We start from the raw sequence: 22,230 nt of genomic DNA on the forward strand, positions 1-22,230 counted from the left end.
AGGTCTATCTACCATTTGTTGGCCCCGGTGTCAACAACCATAAGACTCAATTTGTCTCTTTTTTACTGTTGAGGATTCGCTGCAATTTTATGAGCTCGTCTTTTATGGATTTCAACTTATCCGGCACCGAACCCTGATGTTTTTTATCTTCGATTTCATCAAGGTTGATGGTGCTGCCGCTCTTTAAAAGCTTTTTCGCTCCTGCAATGGTAAACCCCCTGTCATGCAGAAGGTATTTGATCTGAAGAATAATCTCCACATCCTGTTTTTTATAGAGGCGCTGCTTTGAATTGGCCCGCCTCGGTTTAATTGCTGGAAATTCCGATTCCCAATAACGCAGAACGTGGGGGGGCACGTCTGCCATCTTTGCTACTTCACCGATCTTAAAATAGAGCTTATCTGGTATTGCGGGTATCATAATGCCAGTCACACCTCTATAGGATCAGAAGAAAGATTAATTATTGACCTGCTCCCGTAGTTTTTTGCTTGGCCTGAAACTGACCGCCTGTCGTTTTTTTATGGTGATTGATTCACCGGTGCGCGGATTTCTGCCTCTTCGCGGAGATTTGTCGCGGATGGTAAAGGTACCAAAATGAACCAGCTTTATCGATTCACCGTTGAGCATCGACTGCTTGATGTTGTCGAAAAAACTGTCAACTATCTGGGCGCAGTTGCTTTGTGAAAATCCAAGCTGCTCGGCCAGCGTTTCAGTTAATTCTTTTCTCGTGAGATTATTGCTGTTGTTATGCATGACGGAAACTTCCCCCGAATTTATTTGTTAGCATATGTACTATTTTTGCGTGGGATTTCTCCACGTTTTTTTCTGTAAGGGTTTTGCTCTGGGAACGATAGGTTATTGTAAGGGCAACACTCTTACACCCATCAGGAATTTTATCTCCCTTAAAAATATCAAATATTTCCGCATATTCGATCAATTTATCTCGACTAGTCCTGACCTCGTCAAGTAATTGCCCGGCTGATACGCTGTCCGGGACAACAAGGGCGATATCTCTTTTAACAGATGGATATACCGGCAGGGAAGAGAATTGTTTAGTTTCTGTCTGCAAATTACAGATGGCATCGAAATCAAGATCGAAAAAGTACACTTCGTTTTTTATTGAAAAACTGCGCAAAACATCGTTTTTCATTTTTATCAAAAAACCAAGTTTTATATCTGATGTTCTGATTTCTAGAGAATAGCCAGGCTCGGCGTATGGTTCCTCATTGCCGCTGTCAGGAACCTGAAAATAGATGTCGTCCGCTTCTGTGGAAAGAGCCATCCCCATTTCCCTGAAGATAAATTCGACAGTGCCTTTGGCATCGAAAATATCGACACTTTTATGCTTGAAATAGAGCGGTGAACTTTCGCCATACCGGTTGCCGGACAAAATTCCGGCAAGTCTTGTGGATTCCACCGGCTGTACATTGTCGCCGTTTGGAAAGAACACCTTTCCCAGCTCGAAAAGCCGTATGGCAGGTTTCTGGAAGTTGATGTTCCTTTTTACGTTTTCAAGCAGACCCGGTAGAAGGGTGGTTCGCATCACCGCCTGATCTTCGCTGAGCGGATTGAGCAGTTTGACAAAACAGTGTCTTTCATCTTCAGCTGTGATCCCGAGTGAGTCGATATGTTTTGCTGCAGTAAAGCTGTAATTTATAGCCTCTGAATATCCTATGGTTGTCAGTTTCCGGGCAATTTCAAGACGTTTGACCCGGGCCTGGTCCTGATCCGGATAACTCAAGGTAACGGCGGGAAGTGTAACCGGAATATTATTGTATCCATACAGTCTGGCAATTTCTTCGACCAGGTCGGCTTCGCGCTCAAGATCAACCCGGAAAGAAGGCACGGTCACCAGCAGAATATCTTCGTCCTTCTTGGTGCATGCAAGCTCGATTGACTCAAGCATCCGGCAGGTCTTGTCGATACTCAGGTCGAGACCTAGCAGGGTGTTGGTGCGGGTGACACTCAGGGGCAGGACCAGAAGTTCTTTTTTTCCTGGATACCGGTCAATCCCCTCGTCTACGATTTCTCCGCCGCCAAGCTCGCATATAAGCCGAGCTGCACGGTTGAGGGCATTAATCGTCCCTTCAGGGTCGACACCGCGCTCGAAGCGATAGGATGCATCGGTTGAGATATTGAGCGAGCGTGCGGTCTTACGGACAGACACGGCATTGAAGCAGGCACTCTCCAACAGAATATTGGTCGATTTGTCGGAGACTTCCGAATTGAGTCCCCCCATAACCCCGGCAACCGCCACGGGTTTTTCTGCATCGCAGATCATCAGCATATCGCTGTCGAGTTTACGTTCGGCCTCATCCAGCGTAGTGAATGTTTTTTCCTCCTCCGATGGAGTCCGGACTACAATTTTACCCCCCGCAAGGTTGTCAAAGTCAAACGCGTGGAGGGGTTGTCCGTATTCGAGCATCACAAAGTTGGTAATATCGACCACATTATTGATTGGGCGCAACCCTACACTGAGCAGACATTTCCTGAGCCACCACGGAGATGGTGCAATGGTCACACCCTTTATAAGCTTGCCGGCATAACGGAGGCAAAGTTCAGGTGAGTCTATCTGCACATCGAATTTGTCGCTCACCGAACTGATTTCCTGGTTGGTGACAGGAATCTTCAGTGCAGAGCCGGTAACAGCGGCAACTTCACGACCAATTCCTATTACCGAGGTGCAGTCGGGCCGGTTTGGGGTAAGGTCGACCTCTATGCATATATCAGCAAGCTTGACAGCTTCAGTGAACGCCTGGCCATGCTCGGTGCCCTCGGGGAGTTCCATAATCCCGTCATGTGCGGTGCTGAGGCCGAGTTCTCGCTCAGAACATATCATGCCGCCGGAGCCAACACCTCTTATTTTTGATTTGCTGATCTTGAAATTACCGGGAAGTATCGTCCCTGGAAGGGCGACAACGACTGCGAGTCCTTCCCTTACATTGGGAGCTCCGCAAACGATCTGGTGCGTCTCTGCTCCAATCTGCACCTGGCAGACGGTCAGCTTGTCGGCGTTGGGGTGTTTTTCCGTCGATACAACCAGACCGGTTTGCAGGTCGGCAAGCTCCTCATAGAGGTGTGTTACCGAGTCCACCTCAAGTCCCAGCATGGTGAGATGTTCAGCAAGTTCGTCCGGAGTAAGATTTCCTGTTTCTACGTAGTTTTTCAACCAACTGAGAGTAAACTTCATATCTATATGTAATTAGGCAAATGACTAAAACTGTGACAGAAACCGTTGATCATTTTCGTAAAAGAGGCGAATATCGTCAATACCGTATTTAAGCATTGCGATACGCTCAATACCAAGACCGAAAGCAAAACCACTGTAAACTTCCGGGTCGTAACCGACCATTTTAAAAACTTCAGGATCGATCATCCCCGAACCAAGGATTTCAAGCCACCCGGTTTTCTTGCAGACGCGACAGCCGGCACCGTTGCACATTACACATGCAATGTCAACTTCGGCGCTGGGTTCGGTAAAGGGGAAAAAAGACGGGCGGAAGCGAAGTGCAAGGTCGCGGTCGAACATTTTCCTGGTAAAGACCGTCAGGACCCCCTTGAGGTCGGCAAAAGAGATGTCTTTATCGACCAGAAAGCCTTCAACCTGATGAAACATGGGCGTATGGGTGATATCGGAATCGCAGCGATAGACTTTGCCGGGAGCGATTACTCTGAGCGGCGGGTCCTGTGCTTCCATTATACGTGCCTGCATAGGTGACGTATGGGTCCGCAAAAGGATCGAGTCGCTCACGTAGAAAGTATCGTGCATGTCCCGTGCAGGATGATGCGCCGGGATATTGAGCGCCTCGAAGTTGTAGTAGTCCTGTTCAACGTCCGGCCCTTCCGCAACCGAGAAACCGAGACTTTCAAATATTGCACAGGTCTCCTGCATAACCTGGGTGACCGGGTGCAGACGGCCGCCGGCCGGACATCGTCCGGGCAGGGTGAGGTCAGGTGTCGACAGTTTTTTGTCCTTGCCGAAACTCTGTTCGATCTCAATTTTTTTCTGTTCAAACAGTTTCTCAACCTCGGCCTTGACCTGATTAGCCATCTGCCCGAGCCTGGGCCTGTCCTCTGCGGCAACATTTCCAAGGGAGCGCATGATTGAGGTAAAATGCCCCTTTCGCCCAAGAAAACGAATGCGAAATTCCTCTGCTTCAGCCTTGTCCTTGAGATTTTGCAAAAAATCTTTAGCTTCGGTTGCTAAGCTTTGTAACTCTTTTTCCATATCCGCTGTGAAAGTCAGGTGCTCAAAGAAACAACGTGCCGGTGTTGGTTGCAGGGAACCAAAACCGGCACGCTAAGAAAGACTATGTAAGGTTGACCAGTTATGCGTTCGCTTCTTTTGCTATCTGTACCACTTTTGAAAAAGCGTCAGCGTCAAGAATTGCGAGGTTGGCGAGAACCTTACGATCAAGCTCAATATTGGCCTTCTTCAGACCGCCCATCAGCTTGGAGTAGCTCATATCGTTCATTCTGGCACCCGCATTGATCCTGGTGATCCACAGTCCGCGAAAATCTCTTTTCTTGACGCGTCTGTCGCGGTATGCGTAGGTTAAGGCGCGATCGACAGCTTCGGTCGCTGTTTTGTAGAGGCGGGAACGGCCTCCTCTAAAACCTTTGGCAAGTTTTAGTACCCTGTTTCTTCTTCTGCGGGCTTTAAAACCCCTGGTAACACGTGGCATCGTATACTCCTTTGGTGCCCGCTTCATCAGCAGGCGGTAAAACTCTAAAAAGAGTGAATTGTCATGTTGTTGTCAGTGACTATCAGGCGTAGGGTAAAATACGCTTGATCGATTTAAAATCACTGGCATCTACAGTTTCGGACTGACGCAGGCCACGCTTGCGCTTGGTGGATTTTTTCGTCAGAATATGGCTGGAGAAGGCTTTGTTTCTTTTCAGCTTACCGGAGCCGGTGAGCTTGAAGCGCTTTGCGGCTCCTCGTTTTGTTTTCATCTTAGGCATGATAAACTCCTTTGAACCTAAATATCATCAACTCTTGCGAGTATTTTTAATGATCAGCTGATGACAATAAAACCCGATCAACAGCGTCTGTCTATAAAAAAAGCGAGCTTAACGGGGCTCAAACTGCATATTGTAATTTTTATTTCGGACCGACGAACATCACCAGCTGCCGTCCTTCCATTTTCGGCGGCTGCAAAATTACTGCATCCTCTTCGAGGCTGGCGGCGATTTTGTTCATCGCGTCGACCCCTATGGTTTCGCAGTAGACGATTTCACGTCCACGAAAACGCATAGTGAGTTTTACTTTATGTTTTGCGGCAAGGAACTTTTTAATATTCTTTATCTTGAAGTTGAGGTCATGTTCCTCGGTCTTTGGCCGGAACTTGATCTCTTTCGTTTCTACCGTTGCCTGTTTTTTCTTCGCTTCCTGCGATTTTTTCTTCTGCTCGTAGCGGAACTTGTCGTAGTTCATTACTCGGCAGACAGGAGGATCAGCGTTTTCGGACACAACCACTAGGTCAAGGCCTGCGTTATAAGCTATTTCTCTTGCCTCTTCAATTGACAAGACGCCTCTCTGCTTACCGTCGTGATCAATAAGTCTGACCCTTGGAAAACGTATTCCTTCGTTTGTTAATGCTTTGACTTCTCGTTGTACCGGACCACTTCTTCCTTTTCTGATATCCTTACCCCCTCGAACTTACGAGCTAAAATTAAACGTTATTCCTGCAGGACCAGCGCCCGGCAGCTTACAGTATTTCTCAGTATCCTCGCCCTTCAGCCTCTTCCTGGCGAATTTTTTCCACGAATTCGGCAGGGGTCATGGGCGCTAAATTTTCTCCGTTCCTAAGCCGTACAGTGACGGTGCCGTCGCTTTTTTCTTTGTCACCGATAATAAGCATGTACGGAATTTTAGCAACTTGCGCTTCCCTGATTTTATAGTTAAGTTTTTCGTTGCGCAAATCTTTTTCAATCCGTAATCCCGCTTTTCTCAACTGGCTGAACACTTCGTCGCCGTAATCGAGCTGATCGTCGGTGATGTTCAGGATTCTCGCCTGGACCGGTGCAAACCAGATGGGGAACGCTCCGGCGTAGTGTTCTATGAGGACTCCGATGAACCTCTCAAGCGATCCCATCAACGCTCGGTGGATCATGATGGGCTGATGTTCCGCGTTGTCGGCTCCTGTATACTTCATCTGGAAACGTTCGGGAAGATTGAAATCGACCTGAATGGTCGAGCACTGCCAGGAACGTCCAAGCTGGTCCTTGATTTTTATATCTATCTTGGGCCCATAAAACACCCCTTCGCCGGGATCTATGGTGTAGTCGAGGCCTTTCTTTTCAAGCGCGAGTTTCAAGGCTTCGGTCGCTTTTTCCCAGTTTTCGTCGGTGCCGACATATTTTTCCGGCCTGGTCGACAGGTATACGTCATAGTTGTCGAAACCGAAGGCCTTGAGTATGTGCAGGTTCAGATAGAGGATGTTGAAAATCTCATCTTCGAGCTGGTCGGGCCTGCAGAAAATGTGCGCGTCGTCCTGGGTGAAGCCGCGCACCCGGAGAAGTCCGTGCAGAGCTCCTGCACGTTCGTACCTGTAGACTGTGCCAAGTTCACACCACCTGATCGGCAGTTCTCGATAGCTGCGTTTCTGGCTGTTGAATACCCCGATATGGAATGGGCAGTTCATCGGTTTGAGCTGGTACTGGACCTCGTCTATATCCATGGAGGAGTACATGTTCTCGTTGTAGAAATCGAGATGCCCAGAGGTCTTCCACAGATCCTGGCGCGCGATATGTGGCGTATACAGCAGTTCGTAGTCGTGCGAGTAGTGTTCGTCTTTCCAGAAGTCCTCGATCAGGCGTCGCAGCTGAGCCCCTTTGGGCTGCCAGAGAATCAGGCCCGGGCCGATATCATCTTTTATGGTAAAAAGCTCCAGCTCCTTGCCGAGTTTGCGATGATCCCTCTTTTTCGCTTCCTCAAGGGCGTTCAAATACTTCTTCAGGTCTTTTTTGTCAAAGAACGCGGTGCCGTATATTCTCTGCAAGACATCACGGTTTTCGTCACCGCGCCAGTAAGCACCCGCTACACGAAGCAGTTTGAATGCCTTTATAAATGAAGTGTCGGGGACATGAGGGCCACGACACAGATCGGTGAATTCACCAACATGATAGAGCGACACCGTCTCTTCGCCCAGGTCCTGGATCAGTTCGACTTTGTATTTTTCACCTTCAGCGCTGTATTTATCTATTGCCTCACTGCTTTTCATCTCCGTTTTTGCAAAGCCCAGGCCGGCGCCGATTATCTCGGCCATACGGTCCTCTATTTTTGCAAAATCATCAGGGGTGAAAGGGGCTTCGCGCTCGAAGTCGTAGTAGAATCCGTTTTCTATGGCTGGCCCGATGGCGACTTTTACATCTTGGCCGAAAACATCCCTTACGGCCAGTGCCATGACATGGGCGGTGCTGTGGCGGAGTATGTTCAGTGCCTCTTCAGATCCTATCTGGATTGGACTGAGTACCGTATCTTCAGTGAGTGTCGCGGTGAAATCGACGATGTCGTTGCCGATTTTCGATGCAACTGTCTTTTTCCTTTGTTTGTTCGACAGTAGCTTGTTTAGAGCGTCCCGGACGCTTGTTCCTGAGGAAACAGATGCGGAGTCACCTCCATCAATTGATACGGTTATGTCAGCCATTTTTCTTTTCTGTATAAAAATAAAGGCTAAAGAGCGAACGCCCCGATCGGAAGCGTTTTTACTTTAGCCTTTTTATGCTGGTAGGCGCGGACGGGATTGAACCGACGACATCCACCACGTCAAGGTGGCGCTCTCCCACTGAGCTACGCGCCTAGGAATGCTTTTTTATGCCTAGAAGCTGCAAAACTTGAGTGCGATGTTTAACTCAAGCGTCGCAAGGGCCATTTATTACCACGATTAAATTGCCAGTGCAATAGAATTTTACGCATTATAATCAAAAATTACGGTCTAGTTCAAACGACTTTGACAACCATACTGGGATTAAAGGTAATTCTTACAGAATATCAACCTTTTCAAGTTTTTGTCGCGGTCCGTTCAGGGGCGAAGGAATTTTGAGGTCTTAGAAGGTTTTTATACCTCAATGGGCCTGTGATCTCGCCTCGAGTGCTTTTGCCAGAGTGTATTTATCTGCATATTTAATGTCCATACCCATTGGTATGCCGCAGGCAAGTCTGGTCAAGGTTACCGGCTCCCGGGAGAGAATATCTATCAGATACGATGCCGTCGCCTCACCGGGCACAGTGGAACTGGTGGCTATTATGACCTCCTTCACGGCTCCGCTTCTGACCCGGCTGAGGAGCTCCCGGATTTTTATCTCACCTGGACCTACCCCGTCTAAAGGGGAAAGTACTCCATGGAGAACATGGTAGTGTCCCCTGAAGACGGCTGTTTTTTCAATAGCCAGTAGATCTCCTGAACCCTCGACCACGCAAACCGTTGAACCGTCTCTTCGCTGATCGGCACAGATGGAGCACGGGTCGTCCTCGGAAAAAGAAAAACAACAGCTGCAGAGTTGGATAGAGTTGTGAAGATCAGCCAAGGCGCTGCTCAGGTTCCTGGCGAGGGCAGGCGGCTTGCGCAAAATGTTGAGCGCCAGGCGAGTGGCTGTTTTTTTACCAATCCCTGGCAGCTGAGAAAGCTGCTCAATGAGATTTTCAAGGGCTGGCGGGAAGACCTGCATGGACAAGACTAGGGCCTCATGAAATTGGTAAGACCTGGAATATTAAGGCCGCCGGTCAGCTGGCCAAGCTCACGCTGGCTCAGTTCCTTGGCTTTTCTCAAGGCGTCGTTGGTTGCTGCGGCAATGAGATCCTGGAGCATCTCTGCCTCTTCAGGGTCTATGACGGGTTGTTCGATCATAACCGAAAGAACTTCTGCCTGTCCGTTTACGGTAACCTGTACCATTCCTCCTCCGGCAGATCCGGTAATTGTCTTCTTGCTCAAATCCTCCTGGATTTTTGCCATCTTCTCCTGCATGGCCTTGGCCTGTTCCATTATTTTGCTGAGATCCATTATGGTAGTCCTGTTCTGTTTTGTTATCTGCTTCTCGGACCGATTCGGATATCTCCGATCTCGCCGTTGAAAATGTCTGCGGCCATGATAACGATGGGGTCGTTGGCCAGCTGCTGCCTTTTCTTATGGGGGGAGTCTTCACCGTTTACATCAGTGGCCTCCTCGGTCTTGGGAACCGTGATGCGTACTTTGAGTTGTTTTTGAAAAAAATCCAGTGCAAATTCGGTGAGGAGGTTGAGATTTTCTTTCTGTTTCAAGAGGGAGCAGTTGTGAGGGTCGGAATAGGTGATGTGCAGTATCCCCTCTGCGTCTTCTTTGGCCGAGTCCGCCCGCTGAAGATCCTTGGCCATCCAGATTTTTCTGTCTCTGACATACTCTATGAAACGCGGCCACTCCTTGCGAATCTCTTTCTCGTGGGAGTGAATTTTTATCTTGCCGGCGTCGGGGGATGGTTTCGGTTGCTGCTGTTGACTTTGTTCTTGAGTCGGTTCCGCCGTGCCTGCTGAAGGCTGCTGCGCTGCCGCCGGGGGGACTGGCTGTTCAGAAGGGGCAGGCTGCTCAGCTGTTTTTTTTTCGTTACCGTTTTTTTTTGACTGTCTCGCGGCCTCCTGTGGCGGCGGGGCGATCGGGTTGGGAGTTTCTCCTCCGGTTGGAAGGTTGCTAAGAAACTGGTCGAGCTGTCCCAAAAGAGAGGAGATCGGAACGATGTTGGAGGTCTCGATAATCTTAAAAAACGAAGTCTCCAGGGACAGTCGTGGCAGGGTGGAAAACTTCAGTTCCTCGGCAGCCGCCATCAGTAGCGATAATTTCAAGTGGATGGTTTCCGCCGAATAGTCGGATGCGAGTTCTGTTAAATCGTTCAGATCCTCCTGGGGAAGGTCTATGAGATGGCTGCAGCCATTGATTTTGCAAAACAGCAGGTTCCGGAAATGATCGAGGAGGTCGACCATGAACCTCTTGATGTCGGTACCGAACTCAAACACTTTTTCAAGGGATAAAAAGGTCTCTTTTTTGTCTCCGTGCAAAAGCGCCCGGGACAAATTCATCAATATTTCACGATCGACAAGACCGAGAACTTCTACGACATCTTCCACCTTGATCTCTTGTTCGCCAAACGAAAACATCTGGTCCAGCAGCGACAACCCGTCGCGCACTGATCCAGCTGCTTCACGGACGATAAGAGAAAGCGCCTCCGGTTCTATCCTGTATCCTTCCATTTCGGCCAACTTGCCGAAATGCTCATAAAGTTCTTTCGCCGGAACTCTCTTCAGTTCGTATTGCTGGCACCTTGACAGGATGGTTACCGGTATCTTGTGGATTTCGGTGGTGGCGAACATGAAATAGACATGATCCGGTGGTTCCTCGAGGGTTTTCAGCAAAGCATTGAACGCCTCGGTGGTGAGCATGTGTACTTCGTCAATTATGATGACTTTAAATTTGGCGGATGTCGGGAGAAAGCGCAATTTTTCCTTGAGCTCACGTATCTCCTGGATCCCCCTGTTTGATGCACCGTCTATCTCGTAGAGGTCTATAAAATTGCCTTTTCTGATCTCCCTGCAGGATGAGCATTCGTCACAGGGCTTGTCAGGCTGGGTGCTGCTGCAGTTGATGGCCTTGGCCATGATGCGGGCAAGGGTTGTCTTGCCTACTCCCCTTACACCGGAAAAAAGGATGGCGTGAGCGATACGATTGCGGTCTATGCTGTTCTGGAGCGTCTTGACGACAGGTCGCTGACCGACAATCTGACTGAACCTTTGCGGGCGGAATTTTCTAGCAAGAACGAGGTAAGACATGGAGCACCGGGAGCTGATTATGGCCGTGCCGGAGATACCGGAGAAAAAATGATAGCCGGGTTACCAGTGCACACAGGGAGTGTCGCTACCGTTGCTTCCTCCCGGACCTGGCGGGGTTCGCGATTCCTTGTTGCACAGGGCCCGGCTATCAAAGTCGAACTCAATCTATGGCGGAGAGGGTGAGATTCGAACTCACGGTACTTGCGTACACACGCGTTCCAGGCGTGCACCTTAAGCCACTCGGTCACCTCTCCTCAATCAGAGATATTAAAAATGTGAGCTACTATGTAAACAGTAACCGATGTTTTGGCAATCAAAAATTCAAAAAAAATAAAAAAAAATGAATCAATTCCGGCAACGGTCGTTTTTTTGTCCACAACGCCTTGACTTGAAAAAATCCTTTAAAAGTGAGCCGCATTCAGCCTCCTGCACGCCGCCCGCTATCTCCAGCCGGTGATTGAGTTTTCCGTCGCTGCCTATGCGGTACACGGAATCCGCAGCCCCGGTCTTGGGGTCGGATGCACCGTAGACCAACCGGCTCACCCTGCTGTGAACGATGGCGCCCATGCACATAATGCACGGCTCCAGGGTTACGTACAGGGTTGTGCCCACCAGACGGTAGTTGCCGATTTTTTCCGATGCCATGCGCAGGGCGCGGATTTCGGCATGGGCAGTGGGGTCGTGCAGGCTAATCGGGCAGTTCCCGGCGGCGCTGAGAAGCTGGCCGTCTTTTACCAGGACGGCACCCACGGGCACCTCTCCTATTACCGCCGATTTTTTCGCCTGTTCGATTGCAAGGTGCATCCACTTTTCGTCGGGTGTTGCCACGGCCGCTGTTTCCTCTTATTATTGCTGGTTGACAGTTGCCCCATCTTAAGGGGAGGGCTGCTAGGATTTGCAAATTACACTAAATATACATATATAACAGTATAAATAGAGAACAACCAGCTGTAAGCCTGAAATCAAATTCCTGCTATTTTACGAAGTATGCTCCGAATTCTCATATACGACACGTTCCCCAAAACCAGGACAAGACTGGCACAGGTGCTAAGAGAACATTGTGCGGTGACGTGTATATCGGATCAGCGGGAATTTCTCGAAAAAATTAAGAATCCGCGGTTTGACCTGGTATTGCTCGATATCGATTCCGCCGGCCAGTCGCCGCTGTCTCTAGTCGAGCGGCTTCACAGAGTCGACCCGTTTTTGCCGCTTATAGTAACCAGCAGGGAGGAAAAAGCGGAACTTATCCTGGAGGCGATTAAAAAAGGAGCCAGCGACTTTCTGGTCCACCCTGTTTCATCAACCAGAATACGTGTGGTCATCGACAAAATCATCGAGTCCCGATCCCAGCGTTTTGAGCTGGCCTACCACCGAAGGCGGCAGAGGGTTGTCAATACTTTCGACGAGGTAGTCGCCCGCAGTGAGTGCATGAAAAAATGCATCCGGCAATTGGAAAAATATGTTGGAGACGAGCAGCCAATTCTTCTTGAGGGAGATATCGGCACGGGAAAAAAATATCTTTCCGGGGTTATCCATCTCAGCTCGCCCGGACGCAACAGGCCGCTGATCAGAATACGCTGTTTTCGGCGGGAGGACAAACGGCTTGAACGTGAGCTTTTTGGCTACGAAAAAAGCGAGACAGGCGACGCTGGCCAGATGCTGGCAGCAAGATTCGCCCAGCCAGACGGCGCCACGCTGCTGTTTGAGGAAATCGGTGAACTTGGGCTTGAAATGCAGAAAAAACTCCTGCACGTCCTGCAAAAACAGATGGTTGGCAGGGCAGGGGGGGGGAGGGCAATCCCCCGCCAATTCCGGATTATAGCCACGTCCTGCACGGATCTTGAAAAGCTTGTGGGCAAAGGTGAATTCCTGGATGAATTGTACCAATGCATCGCCCGTCGCAGGGTTGTGCTGCCAACCCTTAAAGAGAGAAGGCAGTGCCTTGTCCCTCTTGCCGAGATGCTTTTGACAAAATGGTGTGGTGCCCATCATCGTGAAATTAGTGGTTTTAGCGAACGGGCGCTGGAAAAAATCCGCCGTTACGACTGGCCGGCGAACATCAGGGAGCTGGCAAATGTTATCGAGCGGGCGGTTATTCTTGAAAAAACAAGCGTGATAGGCAGGGACAGTCTTTCTCTTACGCTCTCTCAGGAAAAACGTACTGGTACGTCCAGGGATAAAAAAACAAATATCGGGAGAACGGGGGTACTGCTGGCCGAGCAGGAAAAAGAACTTATCCTGCAGGTGCTCAAGGAGTGTATGTGGATACAAAAGAGTGCCGCTGAAAAGCTGGGGATAAGTCCGCGGGCCTTAAACTATAAGATCGCAAGGTTTGGGATAACGCATCCGCACTGGAGAAAAAACAGGTCACAGTCCTGAACCCAAAATTACCGCACTTGTGTTATTTCTTCGCACCGTTATGGATAATGGTGTAGAAAATACTGGCCGACCGGCCACCTTGAAAATGGTAATAAAAGAGTGGCTGGCGTAACCCTGATTACATAAAATTAAACAATAAAGAAAAGAGAGGATAGATGAATAAGGATATAGCCAAGTATCTGCTGGAAAAGGAATCTGTAAGGCTCAGCATTAAAGAGCCGTTTACTTTCGTGTCGGGAATAAAAAGTCCTATCTATTGTGATAACAGGAAAATGCTCTCCTTTCCCGCAGAGAGAGATGAGATAGTCAAAGCCTTTATGGATGCCTTGAAAGACAAGGAGTTCGACGTTATCGCCGGAACCGCAACTGCCGGTATCCCCTGGGCGGCTTTTATCGCCGACAGGCTGAACGTGCCGATGGCGTACGTCAGGAGTAAAAAGAAAGCTCACGGAACGGGGAGACAGATAGAGGGTGCGGAAGTAGCGGGAAAACGGGTCATCCTGGTAGAAGACCTCATCTCCACTGGAGGCAGCTGTATCACCGCTTTAAACGCCTGCCGGGAAGAAAAGGCGGCAGAGGTGGAAGTTGTGGCGATCTTCTCCTATCAGTTCGACAGCGCAAAAGACAATTTTTCCGAGGCAAACTGCAAGTGGAGTGTCTTGACCGACTTCCCGACTCTGCTCGAAGTGGTAAAGGACGAACACCTCATCAGTGAAGAAGAGTTCAATACCGCCAGACAATGGAGGAAAGACCCGCAGAACTGGCGGAAGACTGACCGGTAGATCCGGTTGGCAAGCCGGGGTTCGACTTTTTTCCTGACTGTTTCGCGTAAAAACATTTCTGCCTGAGACCGGCCCCGGTTACCATCCGTGCAGGGTTCAGCCGGTCAATGGCGAACTGGTCCTGTCTTTTCTTCCTGCTGAAAAACAATACCATAATATCATGGATGTCGACGGGAAAATCCTTGACGGGCCGAAATAGGCTTCGTATAAATATGATTTTACTGAACGATCGTTTAGCCAGTGTATCGGGGGGCACGCCAAGCGCGGATAGCAGACCTGGCGCCCCAGCCTGAAAAGAGAAATAAGCCGTGCAGGCGGCGAAACGAAACGAGGCGAGCCATGAGGTTGGATTTTACCGATAAAGTCGTTCTGGTTACCGGCGGTACGTCAGGTATCGGCTTGGCCAGCGTCAAGCTGTTTTTACAGGACGGCGCTCAGGTGATGATGTCTGGAACAAACAGCGAAAAAGCAGACGCAATAATCAGCCGCCTGGGGTACGACGTCGATGACGGTCGGGGCCGGTTGCGGTTTCACCAGGCCGATGTCGCAAAAGTCGATGAATGCAGGCGGCTGATTGAACGGACCGTCTCCTGTTTTGGACGGATTGACAGCGTGGTCAATTCCGCAGGAGTATTCAAGTTCGATCCCATAGACAACGTCAGTGAGGCCGATTACGACTGGATCATGGACGTCAATGTCAAAGGAACTTTTTTTGTGTGCAAATACGCTGTTCCGGAGTTGCGTAAAACCTGCGGAAATATAGTCAATATCTCCTCGGATGCGGGAATACAGGGTAATGCTCTGTCCAGTGCCTATTGCGCCTCCAAAGGTGCCGTGACAATTTTCACCAAGGCCCTGGCGGTGGATGTCGCCCCCGATAATGTCAGGGTCAATTGTGTGTGCCCAGGTGATATTGTCACGCCGATGCTGGACAAGGATCTGGCGCGGGCCGATAATCCCGGCCAGTATCTGAAAAACTTGACCGATCCATACCCTGTGGGGAGACTGGGCAATGTCGATGAGGTGGCCAGCGTGATCGCTTTTTTAGCATCGGATGCCTCGCTTTTCACCACCGGTGCGGCGTGGTCCGTCGATGGCGGCATAACTGCCTCGTAAATCTATTTCGGTAAGTTCTGTTTGTTGCCACCAAAAAGTGAAATTGCCGGCTCAGTCCATGCAGTCTTTGCTATAGCCCCAAAACGAAAAATATATCATTATTCCACCTGCTTGAGCAGTTGATCGATGACATCGAGACCGCTTAGCCAGAACTGGCAACTGTTCAGGTCAATACCAAAGGGTTGGAGGAGCTCGTACGGGGAGCGTGAACCGCCGGAACTCAGCAGCGTCAAATATTTGTCGATAAAGCTGTCGCCTTCTTTCTGGTAGATGCTGTAGAGTGACAGTACCAGCAGTTCCCCGAAAGCGTATGAGTAGACGTATCCCGGAGTGGAGAGGAAATGGGGGATGTATGCCCACCAGATTCCGTAATCATCCCGCAGTTCAACCGACTCGCGAAACATGTCACGCTGGGTGGTGAGCCAGAACTGGGTGAGCTGTTCCGCGGTGAGTTCTCCTTGTTCTCTTCTGCCCCGGTGCATAAGATCCTCGAACCTGTTCATGGCCGTCTGGCGGAAGACGGTGGCAAAAATCGACTCGAGTTTCTGGCAGATGAACGCTTTCTTTTCCTCTTTTGCCTGCAGCTGTTCAAGTTGCCTGGTAAAAACCAGCAGTTCGGCGAAAACCGACGCTGTTTCAGCAAGAGGCAGCGGAGTATCGCTGTTGAAATGTCCCTGGCCACCGGCGAGGACCTGGTGAATTCCATGACCAAGCTCGTGGGCCACGGTGGACACGTCGCGGAGATTTCCGGTAAAGTTGACCATAACATAGGGATGCACCTCGGGGACGCAGGGATGGGCGAACGCTCCACCTCGTTTGTTCTGCATCACGGGAGCGTGAATCCAGTTGCGGTCGAAGAATTGTTCGGCGATTTTGCTCATCTCGGAAGAAAATGCCGAAAACGAGTCAAGGACAATAGTTTTTGATTGGTCCCAGCTCACCTGTTTTTTGCTCAAGGAAGGCAGCGGGGCGTAGCGGTCGTAGTCCTTTAGCCGGTCAAGTCCGAGCAGTTCTTTTTTGAGATTGTAATACCTGGAAACGATGTCGTATCTTGAGGTGACCGCGTTGACCAGAGTGTCAACTGTCTTGTCTTCCAGTTCGTTGTGCAGATTCATCGAACTTACCCAGCCGGGATAATTGCGGAGCCTGTCCTCCACCATTTTGTCTGCGGCTAGGGTGTTGAACACGTGGGTCAGGATGTGCAGGTTTGCGCGCAGTCCCTCGGTTAATTCATCGGCGGAGTTCTTGCGTACAGTGCGGTCGCTGTTATAGAGATCGGTGAGGACTTCTTCTTCGGTACGCTGCCTCGCTCCGAATTTATGGTTGGCTAGCACCTTGGTGAAAAGGGTGGTCCAGGAGCTTCTTCCGGTGATTTGTTTTTCCAGTAAAATTTTTTCTTCCGCCTCGGACAGCTGGTGGGACCGGTAACGTCTGAGCGCCGACAGGTAGTGTCGATATTTTTCAAGGGCCGGATCCTCGAGGAAAACTGCGACGTGCTCCTCTTCTATCCGGTTCCATTCAAGCTCAAAAAAGATAGTTTTGGTGCCGCACTGGGAGTTCAGTTCCCTTATTCGCTGGTCAAGGCCTCCCGCCTGGCCGTTGTCGAGCTGTGTGGCAAAATTTAAAAAAGAAAAGGTGGCAAGCTTTAACAGACGGCAGTCGAGGGCTTCGAGCCTTACCACGAGTTTTAGCAGGTCGGTTGGCCGGAGATCAGTAACTCTTCCGTAATAGTCCTTGTTGATGTCTTGGGCTTCCTGCCTGCACCACGCTTCATCCCCGCCAATGGCATCGTCCTCAACGGATTTGTACAGATCCTCAAGGTTCCAGAGGACCTCGCTGGTCCCCAAGCTCTGGTTGAGCTCCGTGGAATTCATCATCTCAGTTCCTTTTGAGGTGTTGCAGGCCGCTGTCTCAGCCCGGCGATGAACGGACCTACCGCGTCAACTCCCTTTTCATCCACCAGTCGTATGGTCTGCGAGCCGATAACGGCAATATCGGCTTTGCCCTTAAGTGCCGCCACATCCTCGCTGTCCTGGATACCGAAGCCCACCGCAATGGGCAGGGTAGTGGACTTCCTGCAGGTGGCAAGATAGGATGAAAAGTCTTCGCCAAATTCTGATTTTTTTCCGGTAACGCCGCGTCTGGCAACACAATAGATAAAGCCGTCGCCTGTCTTGCCGAGGTAGGCCATTCTTTGCGGGGTGGAGGTGGGGGCGAAAATGAAAATCGGGGCGACCTGGCGGCTTTTGGCCAGCTGCAGAAAATCCCTGCCCATTTCCGGAGGGAGATCAGGGATGATCAACCCCTGGATGCCAGCTTTGCTGCAGTCGTCGAAGAATTTTTCTTCGCCGTATTTGAACAGGATGTTGTAGTAGGTCATGAACAGGAATGGGATGTCGTGGGTTGCAGCCATCTCCCTGCCGAACTCGATACAGTCAGCGACCCTGGTACCTGCAGCCAGGCTGTCCTGATTGGCCTTTAGTATCACCGGTCCGTCCGCCATAGGTTCGGAAAAAGGTATCTGCATTTCAATGCAGTCGACCCCGTTTTCCACCATCTGCGCCACAATTTTTCTGTTGGCGTCAAAAGAAGGATAGCCAAGGACAATGTGGGTCATGAGCAGGATCTCTTTATCCTGCATTGCTTTTCGTATATTTTGTTCTAGTTGCATTGCGGTTCACCATTTTTGCGCTGTTTTTACAATTGCCCTGGAAATCCGGTTAGATTCCATATTCCCTTGCCCGTGAGATAATGAACTCCTGCCATGAAGGATCGTTAAAAGCGTGAGCAATGGTAAAAATATCCTTGTCCCCGCGGCCCGACTGATTGATGATTATGGCTTGGTCGGGGGGGAGAGAGGAAGCTTCCTTGAAGGCCTGAACGAAGGCGTGGGTCGATTCGAGTGCCGGGATAATACCCTCTTTTTTCATGGTAAGATCCAGCGCCTCCATAACCTCCTGGTCGGTAGCGGCTGCAAACCTGACGCGTTTTCGCTCGCACAGATCGGCCAGGATGGGGCTGACCCCTACGTAGTCGAGTCCGGCGGCCACCGAGTGGGTTTCGAGCATCTGGCCGTCGCTGTCCTGGAGAAACATGGTTTTGTATCCTTGAGCCACTCCCGGGGTGGCATCGTGGCCGCAGAGCCGGGAGGCGTGCAGCCCTGAGTCGATGCCCTTGCCTCCCGCCTCGACCCCGACCAGTTCCACTTCCTCGTGTTCGAGAAAACCCTGGAATATGCCCATGGCGTTGGAACCACCGCCAACACAGGCATAGACCCTTGCCGGCAGCTTCCCGTGTATCCGCTCTATCTGTTCTTTTGCTTCCCGGCCGATGATGGACTGGAACCAGGAGACCATTTCCGGGAAAGGAGCGGGACCGCAGGCGGTTCCGAAGACGTAGTGGGTGGTGTCGACATTGGTCACCCAGTCCCTGAACGCTTCGTTGATCGCATCCTTGAGGGTCCTGGAACCGTCCTTGACCGGGACAACCTTGGCGCCCATTTTTTCCATCCAGAATACATTGGGACGCTGACGTTTTACGTCGACTTCGCCCATATAGACGGTGCAGTCGAAACCGAACTTGGCGGCCATGGTTGCCGTGGCCATACCATGCTGGCCGGCGCCGGTTTCGGCGATGACCCTTTTTTTCCCCATCTTGCGGACCAGCAGCCCCTGTCCGATGACGTTGTTTGCCTTGTGGGCACCGGTATGGTTAAGGTCTTCCCGCTTGATATATATCTGGGCTCCGCCGAAATGGCGGGTGAGGTTTTCGGCATAGGTCAGCGGGGTGGGACGGCAGGAGTATGACTGCATCAGGGATTCATACTCTTTCCAGAAGGAGGGATCCTCTTTGGCCTTTTTATAGCCTGTTTTCAGCTGCTCAAAGGTTTCGTGCAGTATTTCCGGAATGTACGCACCACCCCATTTCCCAAAAAAGCCATTTTCATTCATTGTTTTCTCCGTAAAATCATAACAGGGACGCGCACGGGTGATCGAGCCTTCCGGTTTTGGTAAAAAACAAGGCCCGGCCTGGTGGATTGTAGCGCGGCGTGCCGCCTGAAAAACTGTAATTTGTAATCAAAATACCTGCATAAAAAATTTATAACAAGTGAGAATCCCGGCCCGCGGGAAAGAATTGTATTTCCGGACGGCCGGCGGTCACGATGGGGCAATGGACGTTATAGACAATTTCTCAATGCCAGCGCAAAATCTTCGGGATAGTGGCCGTTGATAAAACGCAGCTGGGCTTCGCTGAAGGCCCCGGGAGATTCCGGCAGGCGGGGCATCAGACCATACATAAGAGGCTGGTTGAGCACGGGGGTTTTCCCGATTCTCTTGGAATATTCTATGGTCGTTACCATCTTGGCCCCAAGAGATGCAAGCGCACGCTGCGCGTTGAGGATACCTTGGTCAACGGAGTATCGCGTATCGGCATCACACTCTATGAGATTTCCCGGAGCGTTCCCGTCCTTGCGGGGCAGCGTCATAAGCTGGATTTCCCATTGTGAGGTCTGGGCTTTGGGAACGAACACCATAACGTTGTCGTCGCTGTAGATAACAAGGCTCGCCTCTTTATCCGGGTGATCGTCCATGCGCCGGTTTGTCCTGATGGCCTGCAGATAATCGGTAAAAAAATCGCTCTGATACTGCTGCCGGTACTCCTCGATTACCTGGGTTACGAGGTCTCCGCAGCTGTAAGCGGAGATGGTGCCGCAGCTGTCTTTGGTGCCGGAGGTAAAAGCCTCTATCCGGTCGGGGATTATGGCGTATTGCTGATGTATCTGCTGGTGTGAGGCGTGGAGCCGGTATCTTGTCGGTGCGTAGTCAAACCCGAAATTCCAGCCCCATAACGTGGCCACCCGGTCGCTGCAGCCTGCCAGGGCGCCGATGATACTAAGTCGCAGCTCTTCAAGCTCTGCAGCATTAAGCGTCCGTTGCTGTTCGATGCCGGCTGTTATGCCAAGTTGCGTTGCAAGGCGCACATAGGTCCTCTGGTAGTAGAGGTGGCGGAGTCCGTGAAAGTCTTGTTCCGACAGGTCGTCGATCGAATATCGTATGGCGTCATCAGCCATATTGGCGGCGTAGTGGCCGCCGGAGATATAGGAGTTTCTCCTGAGATATTCAAACACGTGAGTATGGTCCGCTGCGCGGTATTCACCCACTATCTCGCTTGCTCCCTGGGCTCCCGGCCGGATCACCATGGCAATTTTGTAGGCACCGGGCAGAAAAGGATTGTTGGCCACGGCCTCAAAAAGCTCGAAATCGTGTATTACCGCCCGCATTCTTCCACTGGGATCCTTATGGTAGCGCAGTCCGAGGCCGCCATCGTCGCGACTCGTGAATTCGCAGCTTATTTCCGCGAGCCGGCGAAGGTCTTCGGGATCGGTTGAAGTTGTGGCCAGCGCAAGCAACAGGGGGACGGGAAGACTCCTGAACAGTTCACTTCCCGCTTTCGACTGTTTCAGGCAGTTGCTGAGTGATACCTGCGGCGGTTCGGGAATTTTTATGTTGCCGATATTTTCTGCACTGGCATCGGCCCATCTCTTGTTAATATAGGTTCGGCCCCTGAACGGCAGGGGATTGGGGACTTCGTATATCCAGTCGGTTTCAGCTATCACAAGATCCGACTGCGGATAATTTATGGTATTGTCGACATACTGGCCGTCGTTGTCCAACCCGAGAGTGTCCGTTTTTGTCTTTCCGCGCAAATTTTTCACGCTGAAAGAAGGTTTGTGGATACCGTACTTGAATGTTCCCCCGGGGGTGATGCAACTCTCAATTCTGTTCATTTCTTCTACCGGTTCAAGTTGTACTGTTCCAGATTTTCAGCGCCTGCTTGTAGATCTCAGAGCGTGATAATCCCAGATCAGATGAAAGCTTTTTACTTACGTCCTTAAGGCTCAGGTCGCTGTTGTCCCGATACCAGACAAGCAATTCGTCGAGATTCTCTCCTGCTGCCTCCTCAACGGTCTCGGGATAAATGATAATTACAAATTCACCTTTTTGCGGCGCTTCACACAGTTGGACCAGTTCAGACAGTGATCCCTGCTGCAGATCCTCAAATGTTTTTGTCAGCTCCCTGGCCCAGAACCCCTGGCGGTCGCCCAGTATAGCCAGGGCGTCGGTAAGCATTTCTCCCACTCTCCTCGGCGATTCGTACAGCACCACCGGGTAGGAGCAATTTTTGATTTTTTGCAGGAATTTTTTCCGTTGTCCTTGCTTGGAAGGAGCAAAGCCGAGAAAAAGAAATCCGTCATCGGTCATGCCGGCAGCGGACAGAGCGGTGGTCGCGGCACATGCCCCGGGCAGTGGAACGATTTTTATCCCGGCCTGGCGGGCGTGCTGCACCAGGATCGCGCCGGGATCTGAAATGGCGGGGGTTCCTGCGTCGCTCACCAGGGCGATATCCTTGCCCTGGTGCAGCAACTTCACGATAGACACGCTTTTTTCCCGCTCTTTTTCCCGGTAGTAACTGATAACGGAGGTGGAAATCCCGAAGTGGCTGAGTAATTTCCTGGTGTGGCGGGTGTCTTCTGCGCAGACATGGGATACTTCTCTTAGAATGCGAATTGCCCTGGCCGTTATGTCTTCGAGATTGCCTATGGGGGTTGGAACTATATAAAGCGTTCCCGAACTTCCTGATTTTATGGTCTGCATAGCTGTCCACCTGTTGGTTGCTGCTTGTTGTATGGTGCTGCCATTATTGTCAATTACCATAAAAAATGCATCCTGTTTTCTTGACACAAAGAGAAGATGTTATATGAATATGTGTACATATATTAAAAACAGGAGGAAGGATGGACGCTGACAGGTGCGGAGCGCGCATAGTTCACGGTGACAAGGTGGCAAGGGCCAAGGCGAACGATCTGATGGTGGATTTTGTTGAAAAATCGACACTGCTCTTCAAGGCGGTATCCGATCCGGGCCGCTTGCGGATACTCCACGCTCTGCTTGATGCTGAGATGTGTGTCTGTGATCTTGCAGCTTTCCTCGATGCAACCGAGTCGTCGGTGAGTCATCAGCTTCGTCTGCTGCGAAGCATGGGGCTGGTGAAAAACAGGAGGGACGGGACTGTTCTGTATTATCGGGCGGTGCCTGTAAAAGCTCTCAAGGGACTGTTCGATGCGGCTGGACGGTTTCAGGCGGAGCCTTGATGAC

Annotated in this window: 21 protein-coding genes, 2 tRNA genes and 1 other RNA gene; 4 read left to right on the plus strand and 20 right to left on the minus strand. The window is 50.7% G+C overall.

The genetic code is table 11. The features are described from left to right. Positions 1 to 46 precede the first annotated feature (46 nt). From BLQ17_RS07160 to tadA, 15 genes are all read right to left on the minus strand, one after another. The gene (locus BLQ17_RS07160; RefSeq protein ID WP_092221322.1) at positions 47 to 418 is read right to left on the minus strand and encodes a MerR family transcriptional regulator; all 372 of its coding nucleotides are present in this window, start codon (positions 416 to 418) and stop codon (positions 47 to 49) included. 36 nt (positions 419 to 454) lie between these two features. Continuing rightward, positions 455 to 751: an integration host factor subunit alpha gene (locus BLQ17_RS07165; RefSeq protein WP_092221325.1), complete on the minus strand. Its 297-nt coding sequence runs from the start codon at positions 749 to 751 to the stop codon at positions 455 to 457. Further along, positions 744 to 3,188 (minus strand): phenylalanine--tRNA ligase subunit beta, encoded by a 2,445-nt coding sequence (gene pheT, locus BLQ17_RS07170; protein ID WP_092221327.1) that lies wholly within the window; start codon positions 3,186 to 3,188, stop codon positions 744 to 746. The genes BLQ17_RS07165 and pheT overlap by 8 nt, the downstream gene beginning before the upstream one ends. Positions 3,189 to 3,212: 24 nt before the next feature. Continuing rightward, positions 3,213 to 4,226: a phenylalanine--tRNA ligase subunit alpha gene (gene pheS / locus BLQ17_RS07175; RefSeq protein ID WP_092221328.1), complete on the minus strand. Its 1,014-nt coding sequence runs from the start codon at positions 4,224 to 4,226 to the stop codon at positions 3,213 to 3,215. A 100-nt stretch (positions 4,227 to 4,326) separates the two neighbouring features. After that, positions 4,327 to 4,683, minus strand: coding sequence for a 50S ribosomal protein L20 (rplT, locus tag BLQ17_RS07180; protein WP_092221329.1), 357 nt, complete (start codon positions 4,681 to 4,683; stop codon positions 4,327 to 4,329). 82 nt (positions 4,684 to 4,765) lie between these two features. Then, positions 4,766 to 4,963 (minus strand): 50S ribosomal protein L35, encoded by a 198-nt coding sequence (gene rpmI / locus BLQ17_RS07185; RefSeq protein WP_092221330.1) that lies wholly within the window; start codon positions 4,961 to 4,963, stop codon positions 4,766 to 4,768. Positions 4,964 to 5,102: 139 nt separating this feature from the next. Further along, positions 5,103 to 5,642: a translation initiation factor IF-3 gene (gene infC, locus BLQ17_RS07190; protein WP_092221332.1), complete on the minus strand. Its 540-nt coding sequence runs from the start codon at positions 5,640 to 5,642 to the stop codon at positions 5,103 to 5,105. A 79-nt stretch (positions 5,643 to 5,721) separates the two neighbouring features. Beyond that, positions 5,722 to 7,650 (minus strand): threonine--tRNA ligase, encoded by a 1,929-nt coding sequence (gene thrS / locus BLQ17_RS07195; RefSeq protein WP_092221334.1) that lies wholly within the window; start codon positions 7,648 to 7,650, stop codon positions 5,722 to 5,724. Between the two features lie 78 nt (positions 7,651 to 7,728). Continuing rightward, positions 7,729 to 7,803, minus strand: a tRNA-Val gene (locus BLQ17_RS07200). A 265-nt stretch (positions 7,804 to 8,068) separates the two neighbouring features. After that, a complete protein-coding gene (recR, locus tag BLQ17_RS07205) occupies positions 8,069 to 8,671 on the minus strand; it encodes a recombination mediator RecR (RefSeq protein ID WP_092221524.1) in 603 nt (200 codons plus the stop codon). 8 nt (positions 8,672 to 8,679) lie between these two features. Further along, complete coding sequence (locus BLQ17_RS07210; RefSeq protein ID WP_092221335.1) at positions 8,680 to 9,003, minus strand: YbaB/EbfC family nucleoid-associated protein; 324 nt, start codon at positions 9,001 to 9,003, stop codon at positions 8,680 to 8,682. Between the two features lie 23 nt (positions 9,004 to 9,026). Continuing rightward, the gene (gene dnaX / locus BLQ17_RS07215; RefSeq protein ID WP_092221337.1) at positions 9,027 to 10,796 is read right to left on the minus strand and encodes a DNA polymerase III subunit gamma/tau; all 1,770 of its coding nucleotides are present in this window, start codon (positions 10,794 to 10,796) and stop codon (positions 9,027 to 9,029) included. A gap of 50 nt (positions 10,797 to 10,846) precedes the next feature. Next, positions 10,847 to 10,943: signal recognition particle sRNA small type (ffs, locus tag BLQ17_RS07220), an RNA gene on the minus strand. A gap of 21 nt (positions 10,944 to 10,964) precedes the next feature. Further along, positions 10,965 to 11,050 (minus strand) — tRNA-Ser (locus tag BLQ17_RS07225). 91 nt (positions 11,051 to 11,141) lie between these two features. Next, positions 11,142 to 11,624 (minus strand): tRNA adenosine(34) deaminase TadA, encoded by a 483-nt coding sequence (gene tadA, locus BLQ17_RS07230; protein WP_281180508.1) that lies wholly within the window; start codon positions 11,622 to 11,624, stop codon positions 11,142 to 11,144. Between the two features lie 159 nt (positions 11,625 to 11,783). Here tadA and BLQ17_RS07235 point away from each other — a divergent pair, with 159 nt between their 5' ends. The 3 genes from BLQ17_RS07235 (at position 11,784) to BLQ17_RS07245 (ending at position 15,073) form a co-directional block, all read left to right on the plus strand. Further along, positions 11,784 to 13,175 carry a sigma-54-dependent transcriptional regulator gene (locus BLQ17_RS07235; protein WP_092221339.1) on the plus strand — a complete coding sequence of 464 codons (1,392 nt, stop codon included), beginning with the start codon at positions 11,784 to 11,786 and terminating at the stop codon, positions 13,173 to 13,175. Positions 13,176 to 13,330: 155 nt separating this feature from the next. Next, complete coding sequence (pyrE, locus tag BLQ17_RS07240; protein WP_092221341.1) at positions 13,331 to 13,957, plus strand: orotate phosphoribosyltransferase; 627 nt, start codon at positions 13,331 to 13,333, stop codon at positions 13,955 to 13,957. A 339-nt stretch (positions 13,958 to 14,296) separates the two neighbouring features. After that, a complete protein-coding gene (locus BLQ17_RS07245; RefSeq protein WP_092221343.1) occupies positions 14,297 to 15,073 on the plus strand; it encodes an SDR family NAD(P)-dependent oxidoreductase in 777 nt (258 codons plus the stop codon). 98 nt (positions 15,074 to 15,171) lie between these two features. On the opposite strand, the gene BLQ17_RS07250 is transcribed toward BLQ17_RS07245, so the two are convergent. The 5 genes from BLQ17_RS07250 to rsmI form a co-directional block, all read right to left on the minus strand. Then, positions 15,172 to 16,950, minus strand: a complete 1,779-nt coding sequence (locus BLQ17_RS07250; protein ID WP_245695027.1) for a M3 family oligoendopeptidase — start codon at positions 16,948 to 16,950, stop codon at positions 15,172 to 15,174. Next, entirely contained in the window at positions 16,947 to 17,744 is a 798-nt protein-coding gene (trpA, locus tag BLQ17_RS07255) for a tryptophan synthase subunit alpha (RefSeq protein ID WP_092221345.1), read from the minus strand. The genes BLQ17_RS07250 and trpA overlap by 4 nt, the downstream gene beginning before the upstream one ends. A 49-nt stretch (positions 17,745 to 17,793) precedes the next feature. Next, entirely contained in the window at positions 17,794 to 19,023 is a 1,230-nt protein-coding gene (gene trpB / locus BLQ17_RS07260; protein WP_092221347.1) for a tryptophan synthase subunit beta, read from the minus strand. 227 nt (positions 19,024 to 19,250) lie between these two features. Next, the gene (locus BLQ17_RS07265) at positions 19,251 to 20,861 is read right to left on the minus strand and encodes a hypothetical protein (protein ID WP_092221349.1); all 1,611 of its coding nucleotides are present in this window, start codon (positions 20,859 to 20,861) and stop codon (positions 19,251 to 19,253) included. 13 nt (positions 20,862 to 20,874) lie between these two features. After that, the gene (gene rsmI / locus BLQ17_RS07270; RefSeq protein ID WP_092221351.1) at positions 20,875 to 21,729 is read right to left on the minus strand and encodes a 16S rRNA (cytidine(1402)-2'-O)-methyltransferase; all 855 of its coding nucleotides are present in this window, start codon (positions 21,727 to 21,729) and stop codon (positions 20,875 to 20,877) included. A 140-nt stretch (positions 21,730 to 21,869) separates the two neighbouring features. Between rsmI and BLQ17_RS07275 the strand changes: the two genes are divergently transcribed. Then, complete coding sequence (locus tag BLQ17_RS07275; RefSeq protein ID WP_092221353.1) at positions 21,870 to 22,226, plus strand: ArsR/SmtB family transcription factor; 357 nt, start codon at positions 21,870 to 21,872, stop codon at positions 22,224 to 22,226. Positions 22,227 to 22,230 lie beyond the last annotated feature (4 nt).

The organism is Desulforhopalus singaporensis (genome assembly GCF_900104445.1).
Taxonomy (GTDB): Bacteria; Desulfobacterota; Desulfobulbia; order Desulfobulbales; family Desulfocapsaceae; genus Desulforhopalus_A; species Desulforhopalus_A singaporensis.